Genomic DNA, 18,016 nt, shown 5'->3' on the forward strand with positions numbered 1-18,016 from the left:
AATAAATCAGCAGCAGAGAGACTCATTAGTTTTTAGTGCAATATTTTGACCTGGACTTTACAATTGTCTACGTCGTCAACAGTTGATGAAGTATCAATAGCCTGGGTTTTGAAATTCTCATGACTAGATTGAAACAGTGCTGCTAACTTACCAGCTTCGATAGCGATGTTGTGCTGTTGAAGAACCCGGCTTCGACCTTTGGCACCCATTTGTTCAAGCTGTTCTATCGGAAACTGCAATACTTCCCGCATTGCTGCCACTAATGCTTTGATTGAGCCAGGTGGTACTAACCAACCGCAAACTCCGGGTTCGACTAATTCAGGAATCCCGGCGATATAAGTGCTAATGACTGGACGAGATAATGCCAGTGCTTCCATGAGTACCACTGGTAAACCTTCGGCAAAACTGGGCAATACCATTGCTCGTGAAGCTAGGATGTGTTGGCGAACCTCTGCATTGCTAGCCCAGCCGATAATTTCGACATAATTTTGCAACCCAAGTTGGGCGATCGCGTTTTCTATTTCGTCCCGCAGGAGTCCGTCGCCAATTAATACCAGCTTGAACTGCAAACCTTCGCCTACTAATTGAGTAGCGGCATCTAGTAAAAGCAGATGCCCTTTGGCTTGGCTCATTCTGGCAACACAGACGAAGCGTGGCTCAGACGGTATGAAGGTGGGTGTCATGTCTAGAAACATATCGTCTACACCACAATGAACAACATGAATTTTTGACCACTGGGATCGGGCACACCAGCGATACAGTTGGCTCTTGCCAAAGGAGCTAACTGTAACTACAAAAGTAGCCCGTTCAACTTTTTCTACCAAGGATAGAGACTGGACAGAATCAAATTCTTCAGGCCCGTGAATGGTAAAGCTGTAAGGGGGGCCACCCATTGCCGAACACAACATTGCTACCGTGGTGGAATTAGTTCCGAAGTGAGCGTGAACATGATCTACATATGCTTTTCTCCACCAACGTAAAAGCACGCAAGCCTCTGCTAAGTAGATTAAATGATACAAAATACCTCGCTCGGAACGCCAACCAACTCTCAGCGCCAGCCACAGGGCTTGTAGAAAACGAATTGGCCTTGCGATCGCAACGTAAAGTAAACTCACAATTAAACCTATTTTCCCGATTCCTAAAACTACCTGAGTCTTCTCCAACTCTGATATGTCCGCTTCGTCAACCAGCTCAGTACCGCAAGAACGGATTGCAAATCGCTGAATGTTAATGCCTTGCTTCTCCAAGCTGGCGATTTCTCGGCGAATAAAGCTGTGGCTGACTTTGGGATATTGATTTATCAAGTAGGCGATCGTTGAAGACATCTTAATTTCGCAATTAATCAAAATATTGGGTTGTCTTGCTAGAAAAACTAATATTGAGTATTCCTAATAGCTCAAAAAGCTTTATTGTTCATTTACTATGCTTCACTAAGTAGAAATTATTGAGAAGCATAATTTTAGTTTTAACCACACCACAATTTACTACTGGTAAGAAAGCTGAGGAAATTTATTTCTGAAATCTTCGCTACAACCGTACAAACCCAGACTGTGCAATAGGGTCTTATATTCTTAATCAGCTATCACTAAAACCCACACACGTCATTTTAAAAAAAAATCAAAACTAAAGTGTTATCTGATTACAACCTTCATCTAATCTTAATTCAATTTCCAAAGCATTTTGCAAGTCTTGTTAACCTCTGACCAAAAGCTTACGGTGTATTCTATCATATTTATTCATAAAGATTTTATTAAGACTCAATTTTTTAGATGCAAAAAAGGAGAAATCTGAGTCGGTTTAAGATAGAGATTGCTTGGTTTGTTCGATACCTGAATCCTTATTCATTTCTTATTATTTTCTTATTTTTATGTAGTATCCTATGAAGATGTTCAACAGTATATCAATATAAAGTTGAGGAAGCGTTAGCAGAGTGAATCATCTGACTCTGATTGTTCCAGTATGCTTTCCTCTGTTACTACATGGATAAAGTTAAGTTTATTGAATTCCAAGAATCCATATCAAGCATTTTTAATAGTACTCATTCTTGAATACAATTGTTCTGGTTGCCCATAAAAGAAATTTCTTAACACTCTAGATGTTGAATCTAAATAGATAAACTTCTCGTGACTCAACTAAGTTAAATATTTATGGCTAACTCAAGACCTAAATCGCTCCGCATTCTATACGCAGCTGGGCCTGGAAATGTAATCGGAACATACAAATATTGGCTTAACGGACAGGATGATCCTTCACAAGTCTGTGTTACTTATTCTGGACAGTTTTATGATGTATGTCGCTTCTTAGATGCAGAAGGTTATGTCATTTCATCATTTAAAGAAAAAGAATTTTTTCATGATGGTCAATTCACAATTGAGCACAGACCAATGCAATTTAAGAATGCGTCAGGCATACTGTATCACTTAAATCAAGTTTGGTATGGGATAGGCTTAATTTTTTCTGCCTTAACTTGGAAGCCTGACATAGCAGTTGTAAATGAAGGTACAACACATTGGTTTGTGTTATCTATCTTACCGTATTTGGGAGTAAAAGTAGTACCATCTTTGCACTGTACCCTCTGGCGCAAGTATATACCCCTAACAACTACAGAGAAAATAATTTCAAGACTGAATAAACATTTTTTTACTAATGGATGTACTGCTGTTTTGACAGCATCGATAGATATTTCTAAGCAGGTTCAGGAGTGCGCTGGAGGGCGCTCTCGACCAATCTTTGAATTTCTGCCTATGTACCGTAGATCTGTCTTTGATGGTATTGCTCCTCCAAACGAGCAGTACTTGCCATTTATAGTTTTGTTTGTAGGTCGCATCGAAGTATATAAAGGTGTATTCGATCTCCTAGAAATTGCTAAACGTTTTTCATGCAAGGGAAGGCAGGACATTAAATTTGAAATTTGTGGAACAGGATCGGCATTAGAATCTTTACGATTTGCGGCTCAACAATCTAAAGTTGATTCATTTTTTGTATGTCACGGCTATTGCAATCGACCACAAATGCGTGAAATCTTGGGTAGAGCACATATTATCATTGTGCCTACAACAACAGCTTTTGTTGAGGGATTTTGCCAGGTGGTAGCCGAGGGAATTTTAGCTGGTCGTCCTGTGGTAACTTCGTCTGTAACTCCGGCTTTATCCTATGTATCCGATGCTGTTGTTGAAGTCCAGCCTAATGACGTCCAAGGATATGGTGATGCATTGCTGAAGTTATATAGCGATCGCAATTTTTATGAACAAAAGCGTCAGGCTTGCTTGCAAGTTCAAGAACAATTTTATGACCCCTCAAACAGTTGGGGAAATGCCCTTAAATCTGTTCTAAAGACAATTCAGTAGTAGTTATATATGCGTATAAAAAGTAATTTTGAGAGAGTAGCAAAAGCTATTCTCTCAAATTCGACAAAGTTCAGAAACATCAGAAAACACGCTTTTAACTACTGTTAAGTTTTTGGATTCTGAGTTATTTATTAAGAATAATATTACACTGTTCTAGAGTAGATTTTTCCTTTTAGATAAGCAATTTCATTCTTTAAATTTTCTTTAATGGGTAACTCCAAAATTTTAAACATATCCTTGATACGATAACGCCAATCATGCCTATTTAAGCATTCACGATAGTTTCTTTGTGAGTTAGCAATCAAAGTATTATTATCACTTAATAATTCCTCAAAAAATGGGATCCAATCTGCTGAATCATCTGGAACTTCAATTGTGCTGTTTTGCCAGTTTAACAAATTAGCTACTCCTTTACCGAAAGGTTTTTTGCCTACAACATTACAACCAGATGACCAAGACTCAAACCAACGCATTAGAATTGGTGAGTGTCCTTGAAAACGTTCCACATTGCTTGCTTCAAAGCATAAACTAATTTTCGATCTACTTAAAATTTTGAATAGCAATTTTGTGTGTTCTGGGATATCAAAAACCTCAGGTTGAGAGAACGTAGAATGAAGATATATCCGATTATTTTGCTTCTCATTGAAGCTTCGCTGTAAACACTTATGTATTTTGGGTTCAGTTCTTCCGTAGCCGATGATATCAATGCTACGAGAAATTGAATTTGAGCCTAACTTAAGTACATCAGTTGCCAATGGTAAAAATGTCGTAGTTAACTTAGTATTGCTGTTGATGATATCGGCAATATCAGCACAAATTACGAATAAATGATCCAAATATGGAATTACATCTCTATCCAAATGAGATGAATAAAAGCCATCTAATATGTAGCCTATGCGTAGGTCAAATTTCTTGAGAAGAGACTTAAGAGCATGAATTGATAAAAGAAATCTAGGCCCTAAACCAATAACTAAGAGTATATTTGGCCCTTTATCGAGAATAGGTAAGTTATCAATTTCATACCATGACTTAAAAATTCGGTACCTGTAGCGTTTTAGGAACTGAATCTTATTGTTTGGTAAAGGGTAAATGAATGTAGCATCAAAGGTAGATGATAGTACTTCCTCAAGTGGATAAAGCACTGACCAACCAACATGTTTATTTCCAGGATAAAGTTCTGACAATACAAACAGATTCATATTATTATCATCATGATTTATCAAATAACTCTCTATCAGACATCTCGCTTGGCCACTACCTATTTTGCGTCTATACCCCGTATTTAATTCTTTCCTAATTTTTCAGCAAAGTCCTCGTTAAGCTAGCAAATTGTTTGAGAAGAGGTAGTTGGTCAAACCACTGTGGAGTAATATCACTACGCGAACTTCGCTGACCTCCAAAACTTGGAATTGTAATTAGCCTAACAACATCTGGATGTTTTGATTGGAAAAGGTTATAAACTCCATCTGGTGATATTGGGCCACAATCAGGATGACCAAGAGGCATTTTGAGTGACAACTCAAAAAAATTAATTACTCTATCAAATATTTTATTGTTGACTCCATAAAAGTGCGCTCCGATTATTCCTGTAGACAATGATTGAAGTTTACCGAAAGAATTTTTATTTTGATTAAATACCTGCTCAGAAAAGTATCCAAAGTGGACAATATCCCAGTTAATCTTATGCAGTTGCTCAATCAGTACATCCTCATACTGCTGAAAATATTCTGAAAAAGCTAGATCATCCTCCATAATCAAAACATTATTTAGGTTGTACTCTTTTGCTAGCTTTAGTACAGATAAATGACTTAAAAATGCTCCCTTGTATCCTATCTTTTCAAATGGAGCGGCAGTATCTGGTCTAATTGCTGAAAAAATCTCAACCTTTCCTGGAGTAAATGGCATTCCTGCTTTTTCCAGTTCTTTTTCCATTGCTTGGCGTCGGTCTACTCTATAAGGGAGATTGATGACGTAGATACGGTCGAAAAATTCTATGAATTTCATTTTTTTAGTTGATATAGATAGAAAACTAAATTGGTAGCTTTACTCAAGTTATCATCCGACAAAGATTATTCAGGCTTCTTGAGTGTGGTGAATTTAACTTATAACAACTGCTCTAAAAATTCTTTAGCTAAAAGAGGGAATTTGTTTTAGTCTAGAAAAAGTTTGGTCATGATATTGCGTACAATGTTCTGGTCGTAAAGGTTGAGCACTAGTGTAGACAAAAAACAGAGCAGAGCGCTCAATTTTACGAGATTTACCATGATGATAAACTCCTTTAGTATCGGTAAAAATTACTGTTCCTGCTGAACCTAGACATGATTTCCAAGCTATTCTAGGTACAATTTCTTCTAATTGTTCATCAGTAATACCTAGAGCGTGTGCCTTCTTAACTTTGGAATTGATTTGCCAAGTTAATAAAGGTGTAATTCTATGTTTCGGAATATATTCAAAAGGCCCATTATCTTCACTTACATCGCTTAAATAAACAATAATCTTCAAAATCCGACGGTCTTCTAAATCTTGATGCCATAGTTCTGTAGTTATAGGTTTTTCATTAGCAAAATCTCGCCGTAAGTGTACACCCTGAAATATAATCGGAAGACCAATGTAATTCTCAACTATCTTGAGAATAGTTTCTTCATGTGCCCATGAAAAAAACTCTGGTAAATCTGTAACTGTGAAAATTTGTGGAAATGCCGGAGAAAAAGCTTGAGGAAGAATCTTCTCCATAATATTCAACTGATTTCTTGCAGCCTTAAGAAGCTGTGAGGTAGAAGTAAAACCCAAATCTTCTAAGGTTGTAACGTAAACTCCCTCCCTCTTACAAGCGTCAACAATAAGTTGTTCTTTGGGGGCAAGTTTAGGTAGATTTTTCCCATACCTTAACAACGCAACTCTATAAGAAAAATCAGATGGTATTTGAGAAAGTTGAGAAATTTTCCGCTGAAGTCTTGGTCGAAATCCTTTTAGCATCTTAAAAACTACTAAAATTTTAATTAATATAAGAACAATTAAAACCAAATTTCATAAACTATTCAATGAGGGGATGATAATACTGTGTAGAATCAGTAGTAAAAATTGGAATTTTGCAATTAAAAATAGCTAAATAAATAAAAAACAAAAAATAACTTACTATTTTCATAAACCAGAAAGGCCAGTGTATAAAACACCATAGATAATATTTGAATCTTCTGAAAAAATTATCTTTCGTTAACTCTTCTTTTAAAAGATTAAAAATCATTTTTCTGTAAAAATTGCGAGGATAGCCTATCTTCTGAAGTTTCATATAAATCTCTGGTATGTCTTGATGTATAATTTTAAACCATGCTTTTGGATCTTTTTGCCAATCGCTAACACCCACAATACACTTTATATAGTTATTTTTGGTGACTACAACGTTTCCTTGAGAAGCACAATATCCAGACCAATATGCAAGACATCCCCAGTTTTTTACGCAATTTGGCCACTGTTTTAAAGCAGCCTGTGCTAATTCTCTTCGATATATAGTAGCGGTTAAAAAAATTACGCTACCAAAGTTTTTTTCTATACAATGTTGAAATGTAGTTTTGCCATCATAAATATTTTTATTGTTGTCAAGATTAGTATCAAACCAGTGTTCTGATATTACTTCACCTGTTTTTATATTTAGGTCTGAAAAATTTAGATATAGTAATGTTAAATCAGGAGTTTTCTTCAATGTCTTTAACACATAAGCAAGCGTATTTTTGAGTATTAAATCGTCATCACCAATTATCCAAGTATATTGACTGGTTGAAACATTTAGGCAATAAGTAATATTTTTTATACAGCCGATATTTTCGTCATGTCTGTTTGGCTTGAATGTTGTTTTTACAAACGCCATCTGCCATTCTTTAATTACACTCTGTGTCTCATCATTTGAACAGTTGTCAGAAATAATAACTTCACATTCATCTTCAAAGCCCTTGATATCTTGAGCAAGCCAAGCAAGCTGATGATTAAGTTGTCGAGCACGATTAAATGTTGGAATACAAATAGAAAGTATTTTTTTCATTTTCTTTAGTGGCTAAGTTTTCAAGCAGCGTTTTTTTTTAAAGCTTTAAATTGACTAAATAAGTAAAGTTCATCTATGTGCAATTAACAGTTACAAATTAAATTTAAGAAATTTCAGTAAAAAAGTGATATGCAATGTGGTTAGCAAAAATTTGCAACATTTCGGTCTCTTTTTCAGTGAAATGGCGGGGATGAAATGTACCAATGTGTAAAACCCCGATCGCTCGCTTTTTAACTATCATGGGTACACCAAGAATTGACCGAATTCCTTTGTTGCGCAGAACTGGACTTATAACCTCTACCTCAGACAAATCATTTATGTTCATGTGAGTGCAGTTAGCTGCAATCTGCCCGGCAAAGCCCTTACCAACAGGAATGTGGATATTTTCTGACTTTTCTTCTTCTAACCCAATAGTGGCGATCACAGCCAATTCTTGCTGATCCTGGGTTTGTAGTAGCACCGTACTAGTATCAACAGACATCAACCCACGAACATACTCTAGGATGATGTACAGTATTTTTTCTAAGAAAAACTCAGCCAGAGCAGTATCATTTTGATTCTGGAAATAATGATGATTTCGCTGTAGCGATCGCTCAATTGCTATTAGGTTTGTACCAAGAGTAGAAGAAGTATTAGCTCCTAGATGAATATTTTGTTGGTTAGGTGTGGGTGAAGATACTTTTGTGTTCTTGCGACTGTACTTTACTTGCGCTGGCACACCCACAGCAACTGAGTAAGGGGGAATATCCTTAGTTACGACTGCTCCTGCTCCAATTACACTGCCTTGACCGATAGTGACTCCATCGAGGATTCTCACTCCACTACCTATCCAGCAGTCATCTTCTATGACAATACCTCGATAGCTTATTCCTTGAAACTGAATTCTAACTGTAGAATCGGTAAAATTATGGCAGTTAGCATACATTGCTGAGTGTGATGCAATCAGGCAATTTTTGCCAATTTTGATCTTTCCAGGCCCTGCCATACAAATATAAGGGCCAATGTAAGTAGATTCATCAATTTCTACAGAGCCTCCCAGGGCTTTAATATCAACTCCGCGCTCTAGCCAGGTGTCATTACCAATGAGGATTTTACTGTCAGGAGCACCGCAATCCAAGCGAACATCGCGATAAATCCTAACCTTATCTCCGAGTGCAATTGCAAAAGCATGGATAAACTCGGCATTGGTTTGGATGGTAACTGAGTTACCAAATTGGGCGAAAATATGACGATATAGGAGACTGCGCAGGAATATACCCACTTTTAGGGGAAATGAACCCACTAATAATTGTACGACTGATTCCTTATGGGGGAACCAAGAAAAAGATTTTTTCGGGTTGTGATGATTCATGATGATTACTATCTACTCCCCAACCACTGAATCTCGTTGCGTGCGAATCCACTCTGTCTGAGGTTGAAATAGAAAAGCCAAATAAAGGGGTATCTTCCACAGAATGTACAGTGGAATGGTGAGCATCGTTCGCAAAGGGAAGTTGGTACGACCGAACTTAACCCAGACTGCAACAATTGAGATGCAAATCAATAGCCCTTCTACTACTAGCAAGATGGTTGGCAGCCATGAAGATCCTAATACTCCTGCTAAGGTAGCTCCTGCTATAGCTGTTGCCCAGATCGTTACCAACAGCGATAGTGGTGGAACGCACAAATCTAAGGCGATCGCCAGCAAATCAAAACGCTTTTGCTCGTAAGAAGCTTTTAACAGTCGTGGAACTTGCTTGAGCATAGTTTGTAAATAACCATGCTCCCAGCGTGTTCTTTGGCTTGTGGCTGCGTGCTGCTGTTGTGGCAGGGTTCCCATTACCAGAGCATCCAAGCAGAATTTGGGAGAATATCCAGCAATGGCAAGATCCATAGTCAGTTGGATGTCTTCAACAATATTGCTACTAGCCAAAGAAACTTTATGAATGATTTGCCAAGGGAAAGCCATGCCTGAACCCATTAATAAGCAGGGCAGATCCAGTTTTCCTAACCCCCTGGGGCGAACTGAGTTCTTAACCATAAACGCCAGTGCCGAGACTATATCCTTTGGTTGGGGATTGGGGGGTTGTGTCAACAGATAGACTGCCTGAACTGGGCGTGCTGTAGCTAATGCCAGACGACTAATCCGAGCGATCGCCCCTGGATAAACGATACAGTCAGCATCCACCATCACCACTACATCAGGAGGATTTTTAGCAATGAATTGCAAACCGTAGTCTAAAGCGTACCCTTTTCCCCTACGCTCAGGATCTTGGCGCGAAATCACTGTTGCACCAGCTTTGTGGGCTACGGATGCTGTATCATCATTACAATTATCAGCAATAACGATGAGGCGGTCTTGTTCTACTAACTGCGGCAGCAATGATTGCAGGGTGGCATCAATTCCAGCTGCTTCATTGTGGGCTGGAACTAATATATCAACTCTAGGTCGAGGCACAAGCGCGTAATAGGACTGAATTTGAAATTCGGGCAACAATGCTGCACTACATTCAATAAAGAAAATAGAAACCGGAACAAAAAGCCCCAGTGCGATCGCGAATAAGACAATCTCAACAAATAGGATTACGAACTGATGAACTATCACAACTGTTGAACCTTCATTTGTTTAAAGATGGGGTATTTAACTACAGAAATAGAAAACTAATCATAATTCCGAGCGATCAAATCCGAAGTTCTTAGTTTTGTTTTTTACAGAAGCAGGAAGTATCCGCTGATTTGGGTTTGGATGAAGGTTATGAGAGCCGGGTAAACTGTTGTTGCTTGTGTCGGCATGATTGGCAATTATGCCCAACACTGGTAATTGCAACATTTGCAATCGTAAGAGTGCCTGCGTAATTAACGGACGTTTGGTTTTACCAATTCCTATAACCATTAATATTCCGTCTGCGTGTTCTGCAAGCAAAGGAACATCAGCAAATCCAAGCAGTGTGCTGGTGTCGTAGATAACTAAATCAAAAGCTTGGTGAAATTTCTCCATTAAATTCTGCATCTGAGCAGATCCAAGCATTCTGGTAGAGGATGGTAAGATTTTGCCAGAGGTGAGTACAAACAGATTTTTTTGTAAGGGTGATGCCTGAATCAGAAGTGACTGAGAAGAAACATCCTGAGAAATTAAATTGCTTAGTCCTTGCACATTGTCTAAACCGAATTTTTTATGAAGACTTGGGTTACGAAAATTTGCATCTACGAGCAAGGTTTTCTTACCCATGTCAGCTGCCGCCTGAGCAAGATACATGGCAACAGTAGACTTTCCATCTCCAGGTGCAGGCGAAGTCACAATGATAGATTGAGCTTTGGGAGTACCAGCCAGAAAACGAACACTGGCGTAGAGAGAATCAAAAGCTGACAAAAATTTAGTATCTTCCTCAGTCTCTTTAATTGCACCGACAACTTTCAAAGAATTTGGAGCAGTTACAGCAGTTTGATTTGCTGGTATTACCTCTAGAATAGGCAAATTGATTCTATCTTCAATCTCCTCAGGGCTGTTGAAGACATTACGGTATTTCTCTTTGAGTAAAGCAGCAGCTAATCCCAATACAACAGCTGCAGCTATTCCGATCGCCATTTTCCTCATATTGCCGCTCTTGGCGATCAGATTACCCTGCTCATCACGCGGTATTCTGGGTTGAGAAACTATTTTCCAGGGTACTTCCTTCTGTGCCGCATCGACTCGCAGTGTTTCTCGCTGTAATAAAAATTGATTGAGTGTCTTGGTGGCAATTTCTAGCTGTCGTTGGATCTCGTTGTACTGACGCATAGTAGCTGGGTACTGCTTTACTTGCCGATCCAGATAAGCTTCAGATTGAGCGATCGCACTCAGGCGACTCTCTAAGACTCGAACATTATTGCCAGTATCAACCAGTTGCTTAATTAGTCCCAAACGAGTGGGATCTTGGAAATTAAGTAGTTGAGGATTGACTGTAGCTGTTAGTTTTTGTCCTAGAATATTTTGTGCTTCCTGATTTAACAGCTGAGAAAGATTTTGCTGTTGTTGTTGCAGTGTAAGTAAAGATGGGTTGTTTTCAGTATATTTAGCTGACTCGATCGCTATCTGAGTTTCTATTTTCTTTAGCTGGGCAATTAGTTCTTGATAGCGAGGTTCTTGGCTAAGAGTAGATGCAGCAAGTGCCTCATTAGGTGTTAGCCTGAGTTGTTTTTGCAAGTCTTGGTAGAGCCGCTTATTTTCCTGTAAATTTTTTTGGGTATCTAGCTTCTGAGCTTCTACTTCACGAACTTGTTTAGATAGTTCTCCAACTTGACTTTCGGGATCGCTCAAATTGTATCTTTGTTGAAGTCTTTGTAAATTACCTTCCAAAAAACTGACTCGCTGTTGTAATTGAGGAAGTTGAGCATCAATAAATTTAACACCCCCGTAAATACGATTTTTTCTATCTTCAAGACTGAAATTCAAATACTCTTTTGCAATCTCCGACAAAATGAACTCTACTTTTTCAGGATCAGAATCCTTGTAAGTTACTTCTATGATATTGGTTGAGTCAAGCATATTTTCCCCAATGCGTTGAACCACCAAATTTTTCCTAAGTGATTCGTAGTTAACTTTGGGATACTTAACTCTAATATTTTGAGCTACCCGCTCTAACAATTCGTTTCCTTGCAAAATTTGAAGTATGGACGGATAACTTATATCACCTTGTGTCTGAGGGGCATTTTCTCTATTACGTGATATGAATGAAGGATCGGTGAGTTTGCCTTCAGAAGATACAGGCTCTACTAGAATCTGAAAATTACCTTCATAGCTACGAGGGGAAACGAGAATTGAGTATAAAGTGATAACAGCTACAAAGCTAGCAATGCTACCAATCAAGAGAAGATTACGTTGTACTATTCGACCAAGTGAACGTAAATCTAATCCTCGTTTTTTTGGCTCCAGAAAATCATCTGCATTAACTATTTTTTGTGGTTGAAATTTATCACTACGCTCACTAATTACTAAAGCGGAAGATTCTTGTTTGAAATTCATATTATCCACTGTGATTTTGTCTAGATTCTCCCTGGATTAATACTTGACTCAGCCTTGACTTCAAATGAAAAATCATACTTTTTTTAACGAACTTTCATATAACTCTGAAACTTGTTTTTGAACAAATGGCATTTTGTATAAATTCAATTTTTGTTTGAGAATTAACCAAAAAAAGGGGATATCATCTACCAAGTATCTTTTCCATAATCTTTTTGGCTCTAGGACAAGTCTGTACAACCACTCTAATCCCACTTCTCTCATCCATTTTGGTGCTCTTTTAAGCTTGCCTGCCTCAAAATTAATGGTCGTACCTATTGCCATAAAAATTTTTACACTTGGTAGTTTATTTTTGTATTTATATATCCATTTTTCTTGTTTTGGTGAACCAACTCCAACTGCTAATACTGTTGCACCAGAGCTATTAATCAATTCAATTATCTTCTGACATTCTTGTTCATTATTCTCAAATCCCCATGATGGAGAGTAAGAATCAACAACAATATTTCTTCCTAACTTATGATTAATTCGCTCTTGAGCAACGGCAGCAACACCATTAACTCCTCCTAATAAAAATATTTTAATTTGATGGTTATCTTTATGATAATTGCAAAATGCAGGGAAAAAATCAGAACCTGCTATCCTCTCTTGTATTGACTTACCTAAAAATCGAGATGCATAAATTAAAATCTGACTATCACATAGTCTATAGTCGGCAATGTTATAAACATTGAAAAACTCACAATCATGTTGCAATCTGACCATATGGTCTACATTAGGCGTAAACACAATGCCGGATGTTAAACTTTGCAATACTTCTTGTAAAGTTAGATTGCTAATTTCGATATTTAATACTCTCACTCTCTTCATTTTTGTCTTCCTAGTGCTCTACCCTAATTCTGCGTAATTAAATGTTGCTTTTGTGAGGTGAATGATGCTTTTAAAAAGAGAAAATCAGCAAGACAATAGTCATAATCTTGGTGGTTGTTATGTCTTCACCATTTGATAGGCAACTGGATTTACACCTGCAAATTTCTTAGTCAATCATCATTTTTGTATATTTGTGTTTGTGAGAACTGTTCAGCTAGTTGGGAGCAAACGAGAGAAAGTATCACTAAGCAATAAATAGCTGAAAACTTCAAGGCTTATCTGGTTTACTATTGATAAGTCTTATTTTTTGAGGTCTTTGCGTGAAGCCATAAAAAGTTTCACTCTATGGCAAATAGGTGAAAACTGTGCTTACAGAGTTTTATCACTTCATATGGCAACATACATAAAGCTGACACAGCTTGTTTCTATTTAATGTAGCAAAGGAAAGTTTCTAAGTTAGAGGTTACTTTCTTCAAGCATCAATCAATTCCTTATCAATATTTAACACAAAATTCGCTATTAAACACAAAATTAGTAAAAATAAATTCAACTTGTGCTTCCTAATTGATTCAGTCCAATACGACAGTTTATATATTTTCTTCTTATAAACTTCTTACTTGTTTGCACTACTTTCTGTCTAATGTAGTGTTTTGATTGCAAAATAGCCTGAATCGCTGTTTTTACTAGTTAGTTATTGTACATTTAAGCCTGATTAACTACTGTTTTTAGGCAGATGATGAAGTTAGGTATCACCTAACTATAATCTTTGAGTTTGTTAATAGCAAGATTTGCAACATAACGTGAGACTATTTGTTCTAAGTCTAAAAATGAAAGCTTACTCGTTAGATTTACGGCAAAAAATTCTTGAAATCTACAAAAAAGAGAAGATTTCACAACGTCAACTGGCAAAACGCTTTGGTGTGAGCAAGAGTTTTGTGCAATCGCTGCTGAGACGGTATCGAAAAGAAGGAACAGTTGCTAAAAAGCCCCATGGAGGAGGTAAACCAAGACTGTTAACTTCAACACAAGTAGAGCAACTGAGACAATTAGTAACTGAAAACAAGGATGCCACTTTAGAAGAGTTGTGCGAACTTCTATATCAAAAAATACAAGTAAAAGTCAGTCGTTCCACTATGGGACGCATACTACAGCAGATGAATCTAAAACGTAAAAAAAAACCTTCTACACCAGCGAATACAGCCTTAGAAACTGAGATTGAAATATTGGTATGAGGATTGGACTAATATGCAAAGCTTTTATACCTTTGGCAGAAGAGAAAATCTTGATAGTAGCTTGGGTATTCAATAATGATTACTGCATTGTAATCAATTGAGAACCTATATTTTCTTTTCTCATTCTTAAACAATAAAACATTGAAGCTTCATAAAAATAGTAAAAAAGTTTCATTCGTAGGGTCAGCTAGAGTACTTTTGTTAAACTTCTAGCTGTGAGATTTTCATGCTTTCTGTCATATTTTGAAAATTAACCGATCGCTGATGAGATATGACTGTTATTGTCTTTATGTTTCTCTTATCGTTTTTTTATTTTTTCTTCAACCCTTGTATACAGTTATTCTACGCAGAATTATCTTTCATTCCATTACTTTGGATGCAGAGCAAAGTTATCATAATGTGAATTTACTATCAACTATGCAAACTTCTTATTTTTTGCTTATGAAGAGATTAGAAAATGATTATAAGCTTCTTACTTGTTATTGCTAAATTTAAAACAACAGTACAGTAGCACAATTTCTATGTGAACCCTAAATTTTCCGCTTTCAACCCAGCCTTTTTTAAGCCTTAGAATTCAAGTTTATTGGGTAACTGAAGAATATGCGACTCAAAAATCTAGTTGCTGCCTGTATCGCAGGATTTATATTTGCTATCGGCTCATGGTCTACCATCATAGCTGGTGAGGCTGCTGTTGTAACCTCACGTTATTTGAATATACGCAGTGGCCCAGGTACAGAACATCGTTCAATTTTCATTCTCAGACAGGGCGATCGCGTGGAAATTGTCGAGCAACAGGGTGAATGGGCAAAAATCGTTGGTGAGCTGGGTGGAGAAGGTTGGGTAGAAACTGCCTATATATCATCTGTGCAGAGTTCTGGAGATTCTTCTTCTGACTCGGAGAATAGCAATATTATTCAAGGGCTATGGTAGTTCAAAGTCAAATTTGGTTATTTTGGTTGGCTCTAGCAGGATGGTTCTATTTAGTCATATTCAGGGGAAAAGCTTCACCAGAATGAAATAGAAAGCTTTTATAGTAAAAATTGCGCTAATTTTTTAGACGATTCTCGGTAACAACAGATTTTCTGAGAATCCTGTTATAGATATGCCAACCTCATATTATGTCTTAACAATTCAAGTTTTAAGATTGGATCTGTGGTGTGATGAACTCCAATGATTTTCTGATATCTGCAATTACGATTGTCAGTGCATTACTTACAGCCATTTTCACTACAAATCGTAGGGGAGCCAGTGCGGTCTTGGGGTTTCCCCAAGTGGAGCAACTGGCGTTGGGCATTGCCCGTCAAAGCCTATGTAATAAGCATTTTAAATAGTGGTGAACAATGCCCACCTTACAGAAAACTGCTGTATGGCGTGTGAGTAAGGAATGCAGATCTGTTTTTTATAAAAAATATCCCCTTTATTTTTCTCATGCTCTGTAGGAAGGTAAGGAAAGAAGGCACATATTGTTATGTTCATCTTCCTTGTCTTCCTTTTCCTATTGGCTAACTATTTATTATGATTGGCGCAGGAACACAGAAAAATTTTAGCGATCGCCTGCCAACTTGTCTTACTTTTGCATCTCATCATCAGTAGTCGTTGATAAAGTGATGAATAGAGGCTCTATTAGCTTCGCATATATAACTTGTGCCTGAAAAACAGGTTGCAAAGCCTGCACTGTAAGGTTTTATGGAAATCAACCATGCAAGTTATAAGATTTTGAGCTTATTCATTAGGGAAAGATGATCACACCAAAGGAATTCAAGCAATTAATCGAAAAACAGCAAAAATCCCCTGAATCACTGCCAAAAGCAGTGCAAGCTCTGTGGTATGACTACCAAGGTAATTGGGACAAAGCCCATGAAATAGTCCAAAATGCTAGTGACGCCGATAGTGCCTGGGTTCATGCCTACCTGCATAGAAAAGAAGGAGATTTGAGTAATGCCCGCTATTGGTACAGACGCTGTGGTAAACCAGAATTTCACGCCGGGCTAGATCGAGAATGGGAGGAAATTGCTTCTAATTTGCTGACGAAGGTAAAAGAATTATGGATGCCAATGAATTAATCCGGCGTTATGCCGTAGGAGAAAGAGATTTTACAGCAGTCAATTTAGCTAATGCCAAGTTAATTGGAGCAAATTTAGTTGGCATCAATTTGTATGCAGCAGATTTAAGTGGTGCCAACCTCGCAAAAGCTAAACTATGGGGAGCAAATTTGAGTGGAGCTAACCTTGCAAAAGCAAATTTAACTAGAGCTAACCTCAGTGGTGCGAAGTTGGTAGACGCAAACCTGCGCGGAGCAAGGTTACACTATACTAAGCTGTTTGAAGCAAATTTAACAGGAGCTTGCTATGACGACAGTACCAAGTTTTCTTGGGGATTCGATCCAGTTAGCAGAAATATGCGAAAAATTTAAAAATTAGCTGCTAAGACTAGGCACTGGAGAGCTTTGATTAAGAAATAGCTGGAGATGCAACTGCTTGGGAATTTATCTGAGCCAAAACTAGATGAATAGAAGCTTTGCTAGTTTCCCAAGTAGATTCAACCAAATACTCGGTAAAAGTTGCTAAAATTTCTAAGCTGCCAGGGGCGAGTTCTAGCAGAACTTCAATAGTACCTCAATAATAATTGGCTTCCAGTAGATTCGCATGGTCATGCTCTGAACAGCTTGTTAAATGTAGATACAAGCGGTAAAAAGTAAATTATGCATATCGACTGGAAAAAATCAGAAGGAATAAGAAAAATTTTTTATGAACTCTGCTGATGAAAGTCTTGCACAAGAATTAGTCCAGAAATATTCAACCTGTTTTACCCAGTAATGGAAAATTCTCAAAACTCGCGGTTGGCGAAGCAAGATGCAATGACACTACTTGATGCATGGTTATTTGTTGATGGTGCAACCGTGCTACCAACAAATGAAGGTACAGTTAACACGACTTATTTTGTGAAGACGCAAGCAGGCAATTTTTTCTTGAAGTTGTATAACGATTCCACAACCACTGCTCAAATTTATTACGAACACGATCGCCTGGGCAGGAGGCACCTCGTTGGGAATTTATCAAAGCTTTTAGTACTGGCTATGCCGAATATATTTCTCTTTCACAATTGGAAGTAGAAGCACTAACATTAGTTTGGCGCTTGCAGCAGGCAAGTTATATCGTTTATTGGACAGGGTGGTTACTTGAGAGAAAAGTAACTTACCAAAGTGTATTAGATGGAGTAGCGAGAATCCTGGTATTAGAAGATTGGTTGGCAGAAAACACCGCTCAGTTAATGAGTGATTTAGCTGCGAGATTTAATTAAGAAGAATAAGAATAATGCATACAAAAGCTCCTTTACCTATTGCTCTTTTAGAAGGCAAGACAACTCTGCCTATTATTGAAGCTTATTTTGAGTTTAATCACCTCAAACAACTCTATCGTCAGGGTTGGCTGAGGCACGGCATAGAACCAAAGTATTGTGAGAGCGTTGCCGAACACTCATTTGGTGTTGCTTTATTAGCTTTATTTTTAGCTGATGAATACTCATTGGATTTAGATAAAACAAAAGTTGGTAG

General features: G+C 37.6%; 17 protein-coding genes and 1 pseudogene. 8 read left to right on the plus strand and 10 right to left on the minus strand.

Annotated features, from left to right (window positions below):
• Window positions 1-32 precede the first annotated feature (32 nt).
• Complete coding sequence (locus UYC_RS0130155; protein ID WP_016877876.1) at window positions 33-1,325, minus strand: glycosyltransferase; 1,293 nt, start codon at window positions 1,323-1,325, stop codon at window positions 33-35.
• Window positions 1,326-2,147: 822 nt separating this feature from the next.
• Between UYC_RS0130155 and UYC_RS0130160 the strand changes: the two genes are divergently transcribed.
• Complete coding sequence (locus UYC_RS0130160; protein ID WP_016877877.1) at window positions 2,148-3,347, plus strand: glycosyltransferase family 4 protein; 1,200 nt, start codon at window positions 2,148-2,150, stop codon at window positions 3,345-3,347.
• A 143-nt stretch (window positions 3,348-3,490) separates the two neighbouring features.
• Here the strand turns inward: UYC_RS0130160 and UYC_RS0130165 are convergent, their stop codons facing one another.
• From UYC_RS0130165 to UYC_RS0130200, 9 genes and pseudogenes are all read right to left on the minus strand, one after another.
• Window positions 3,491-4,570 carry a glycosyltransferase gene (locus UYC_RS0130165; protein WP_235181637.1) on the minus strand — a complete coding sequence of 360 codons (1,080 nt, stop codon included), beginning with the start codon at window positions 4,568-4,570 and terminating at the stop codon, window positions 3,491-3,493.
• A gap of 70 nt (window positions 4,571-4,640) precedes the next feature.
• Window positions 4,641-5,351, minus strand: coding sequence for a glycosyltransferase family 25 protein (locus UYC_RS0130170; RefSeq protein ID WP_016877879.1), 711 nt, complete (start codon window positions 5,349-5,351; stop codon window positions 4,641-4,643).
• 123 nt (window positions 5,352-5,474) lie between these two features.
• Entirely contained in the window at window positions 5,475-6,323 is an 849-nt protein-coding gene (locus UYC_RS0130175) for a phytanoyl-CoA dioxygenase family protein (RefSeq protein ID WP_016877880.1), read from the minus strand.
• A gap of 58 nt (window positions 6,324-6,381) precedes the next feature.
• Complete coding sequence (locus UYC_RS0130180; protein WP_016877881.1) at window positions 6,382-7,383, minus strand: glycosyltransferase; 1,002 nt, start codon at window positions 7,381-7,383, stop codon at window positions 6,382-6,384.
• A 103-nt stretch (window positions 7,384-7,486) separates the two neighbouring features.
• Window positions 7,487-8,107 carry a GAF domain-containing protein gene (locus UYC_RS40455; protein WP_268744023.1) on the minus strand — a complete coding sequence of 207 codons (621 nt, stop codon included), beginning with the start codon at window positions 8,105-8,107 and terminating at the stop codon, window positions 7,487-7,489.
• Window positions 8,087-8,734 (minus strand): annotated as a pseudogene (locus UYC_RS40460) (acyltransferase); the annotation flags it as partial. The pseudogene UYC_RS40460 and the gene UYC_RS40455, both read right to left, overlap by 21 nt.
• A 12-nt stretch (window positions 8,735-8,746) precedes the next feature.
• Window positions 8,747-9,967: a glycosyltransferase family 2 protein gene (locus UYC_RS0130190; protein WP_016877883.1), complete on the minus strand. Its 1,221-nt coding sequence runs from the start codon at window positions 9,965-9,967 to the stop codon at window positions 8,747-8,749.
• Window positions 9,968-10,027: 60 nt separating this feature from the next.
• Window positions 10,028-12,364 carry a GumC family protein gene (locus UYC_RS0130195; RefSeq protein WP_016877884.1) on the minus strand — a complete coding sequence of 779 codons (2,337 nt, stop codon included), beginning with the start codon at window positions 12,362-12,364 and terminating at the stop codon, window positions 10,028-10,030.
• A gap of 72 nt (window positions 12,365-12,436) precedes the next feature.
• Window positions 12,437-13,231: a WecB/TagA/CpsF family glycosyltransferase gene (locus tag UYC_RS0130200; protein WP_016877885.1), complete on the minus strand. Its 795-nt coding sequence runs from the start codon at window positions 13,229-13,231 to the stop codon at window positions 12,437-12,439.
• 827 nt (window positions 13,232-14,058) lie between these two features.
• Here UYC_RS0130200 and UYC_RS0130205 point away from each other — a divergent pair.
• The 7 genes from UYC_RS0130205 to UYC_RS0130245 all read left to right on the plus strand — a co-directional run.
• Window positions 14,059-14,463 (plus strand): helix-turn-helix domain-containing protein, encoded by a 405-nt coding sequence (locus tag UYC_RS0130205; protein WP_016877886.1) that lies wholly within the window; start codon window positions 14,059-14,061, stop codon window positions 14,461-14,463.
• Between the two features lie 600 nt (window positions 14,464-15,063).
• Window positions 15,064-15,393 (plus strand): SH3 domain-containing protein, encoded by a 330-nt coding sequence (locus UYC_RS0130210; protein WP_016877887.1) that lies wholly within the window; start codon window positions 15,064-15,066, stop codon window positions 15,391-15,393.
• 809 nt (window positions 15,394-16,202) lie between these two features.
• Window positions 16,203-16,526, plus strand: coding sequence for a tetratricopeptide repeat protein (locus UYC_RS0130225; protein WP_016877890.1), 324 nt, complete (start codon window positions 16,203-16,205; stop codon window positions 16,524-16,526).
• Window positions 16,508-16,876 (plus strand): pentapeptide repeat-containing protein, encoded by a 369-nt coding sequence (locus tag UYC_RS0130230; protein ID WP_016877891.1) that lies wholly within the window; start codon window positions 16,508-16,510, stop codon window positions 16,874-16,876. The genes UYC_RS0130225 and UYC_RS0130230 overlap by 19 nt, the downstream gene beginning before the upstream one ends.
• Before the next feature lie 402 nt (window positions 16,877-17,278).
• Window positions 17,279-17,575: a hypothetical protein gene (locus UYC_RS0130235; RefSeq protein WP_016877892.1), complete on the plus strand. Its 297-nt coding sequence runs from the start codon at window positions 17,279-17,281 to the stop codon at window positions 17,573-17,575.
• On the plus strand, window positions 17,566-17,763 hold the full coding sequence (locus UYC_RS0130240) for a hypothetical protein (protein ID WP_016877893.1): 198 nt from the start codon (window positions 17,566-17,568) through the stop codon (window positions 17,761-17,763). Before UYC_RS0130235 ends, UYC_RS0130240 begins: the two co-directional genes overlap by 10 nt.
• Before the next feature lie 14 nt (window positions 17,764-17,777).
• On the plus strand, window positions 17,778-18,016 hold a 239-nt coding region (locus tag UYC_RS0130245; RefSeq protein ID WP_016879782.1), incomplete at its 3' end, for an HD domain-containing protein.

It is taken from the genome of Chlorogloeopsis fritschii PCC 6912 (genome assembly GCF_000317285.1).
Classification (GTDB): Bacteria; Cyanobacteriota; Cyanobacteriia; order Cyanobacteriales; family Nostocaceae; genus Chlorogloeopsis; species Chlorogloeopsis fritschii.

Coding starts and splice junctions, on each gene's coding strand:
- UYC_RS0130155 (WP_016877876.1), bottom strand. CDS start 1,325: ATGTCTTCAACGATCGCCTACTTGATAAATCAATATCCCAAAGTCAGC.
- UYC_RS0130160 (WP_016877877.1), top strand. CDS start 2,148: ATGGCTAACTCAAGACCTAAATCGCTCCGCATTCTATACGCAGCTGGG.
- UYC_RS0130170 (WP_016877879.1), bottom strand. CDS start 5,351: ATGAAATTCATAGAATTTTTCGACCGTATCTACGTCATCAATCTCCCT.
- UYC_RS0130175 (WP_016877880.1), bottom strand. CDS start 6,323: ATGCTAAAAGGATTTCGACCAAGACTTCAGCGGAAAATTTCTCAACTT.
- UYC_RS0130180 (WP_016877881.1), bottom strand. CDS start 7,383: ATGAAAAAAATACTTTCTATTTGTATTCCAACATTTAATCGTGCTCGA.
- UYC_RS0130195 (WP_016877884.1), bottom strand. CDS start 12,364: ATGAATTTCAAACAAGAATCTTCCGCTTTAGTAATTAGTGAGCGTAGT.
- UYC_RS0130200 (WP_016877885.1), bottom strand. CDS start 13,231: ATGAAGAGAGTGAGAGTATTAAATATCGAAATTAGCAATCTAACTTTA.
- UYC_RS0130205 (WP_016877886.1), top strand. CDS start 14,059: ATGAAAGCTTACTCGTTAGATTTACGGCAAAAAATTCTTGAAATCTAC.
- UYC_RS0130210 (WP_016877887.1), top strand. CDS start 15,064: ATGCGACTCAAAAATCTAGTTGCTGCCTGTATCGCAGGATTTATATTT.
- UYC_RS0130225 (WP_016877890.1), top strand. CDS start 16,203: ATGATCACACCAAAGGAATTCAAGCAATTAATCGAAAAACAGCAAAAA.
- UYC_RS0130230 (WP_016877891.1), top strand. CDS start 16,508: ATGGATGCCAATGAATTAATCCGGCGTTATGCCGTAGGAGAAAGAGAT.
- UYC_RS0130235 (WP_016877892.1), top strand. CDS start 17,279: ATGGAAAATTCTCAAAACTCGCGGTTGGCGAAGCAAGATGCAATGACA.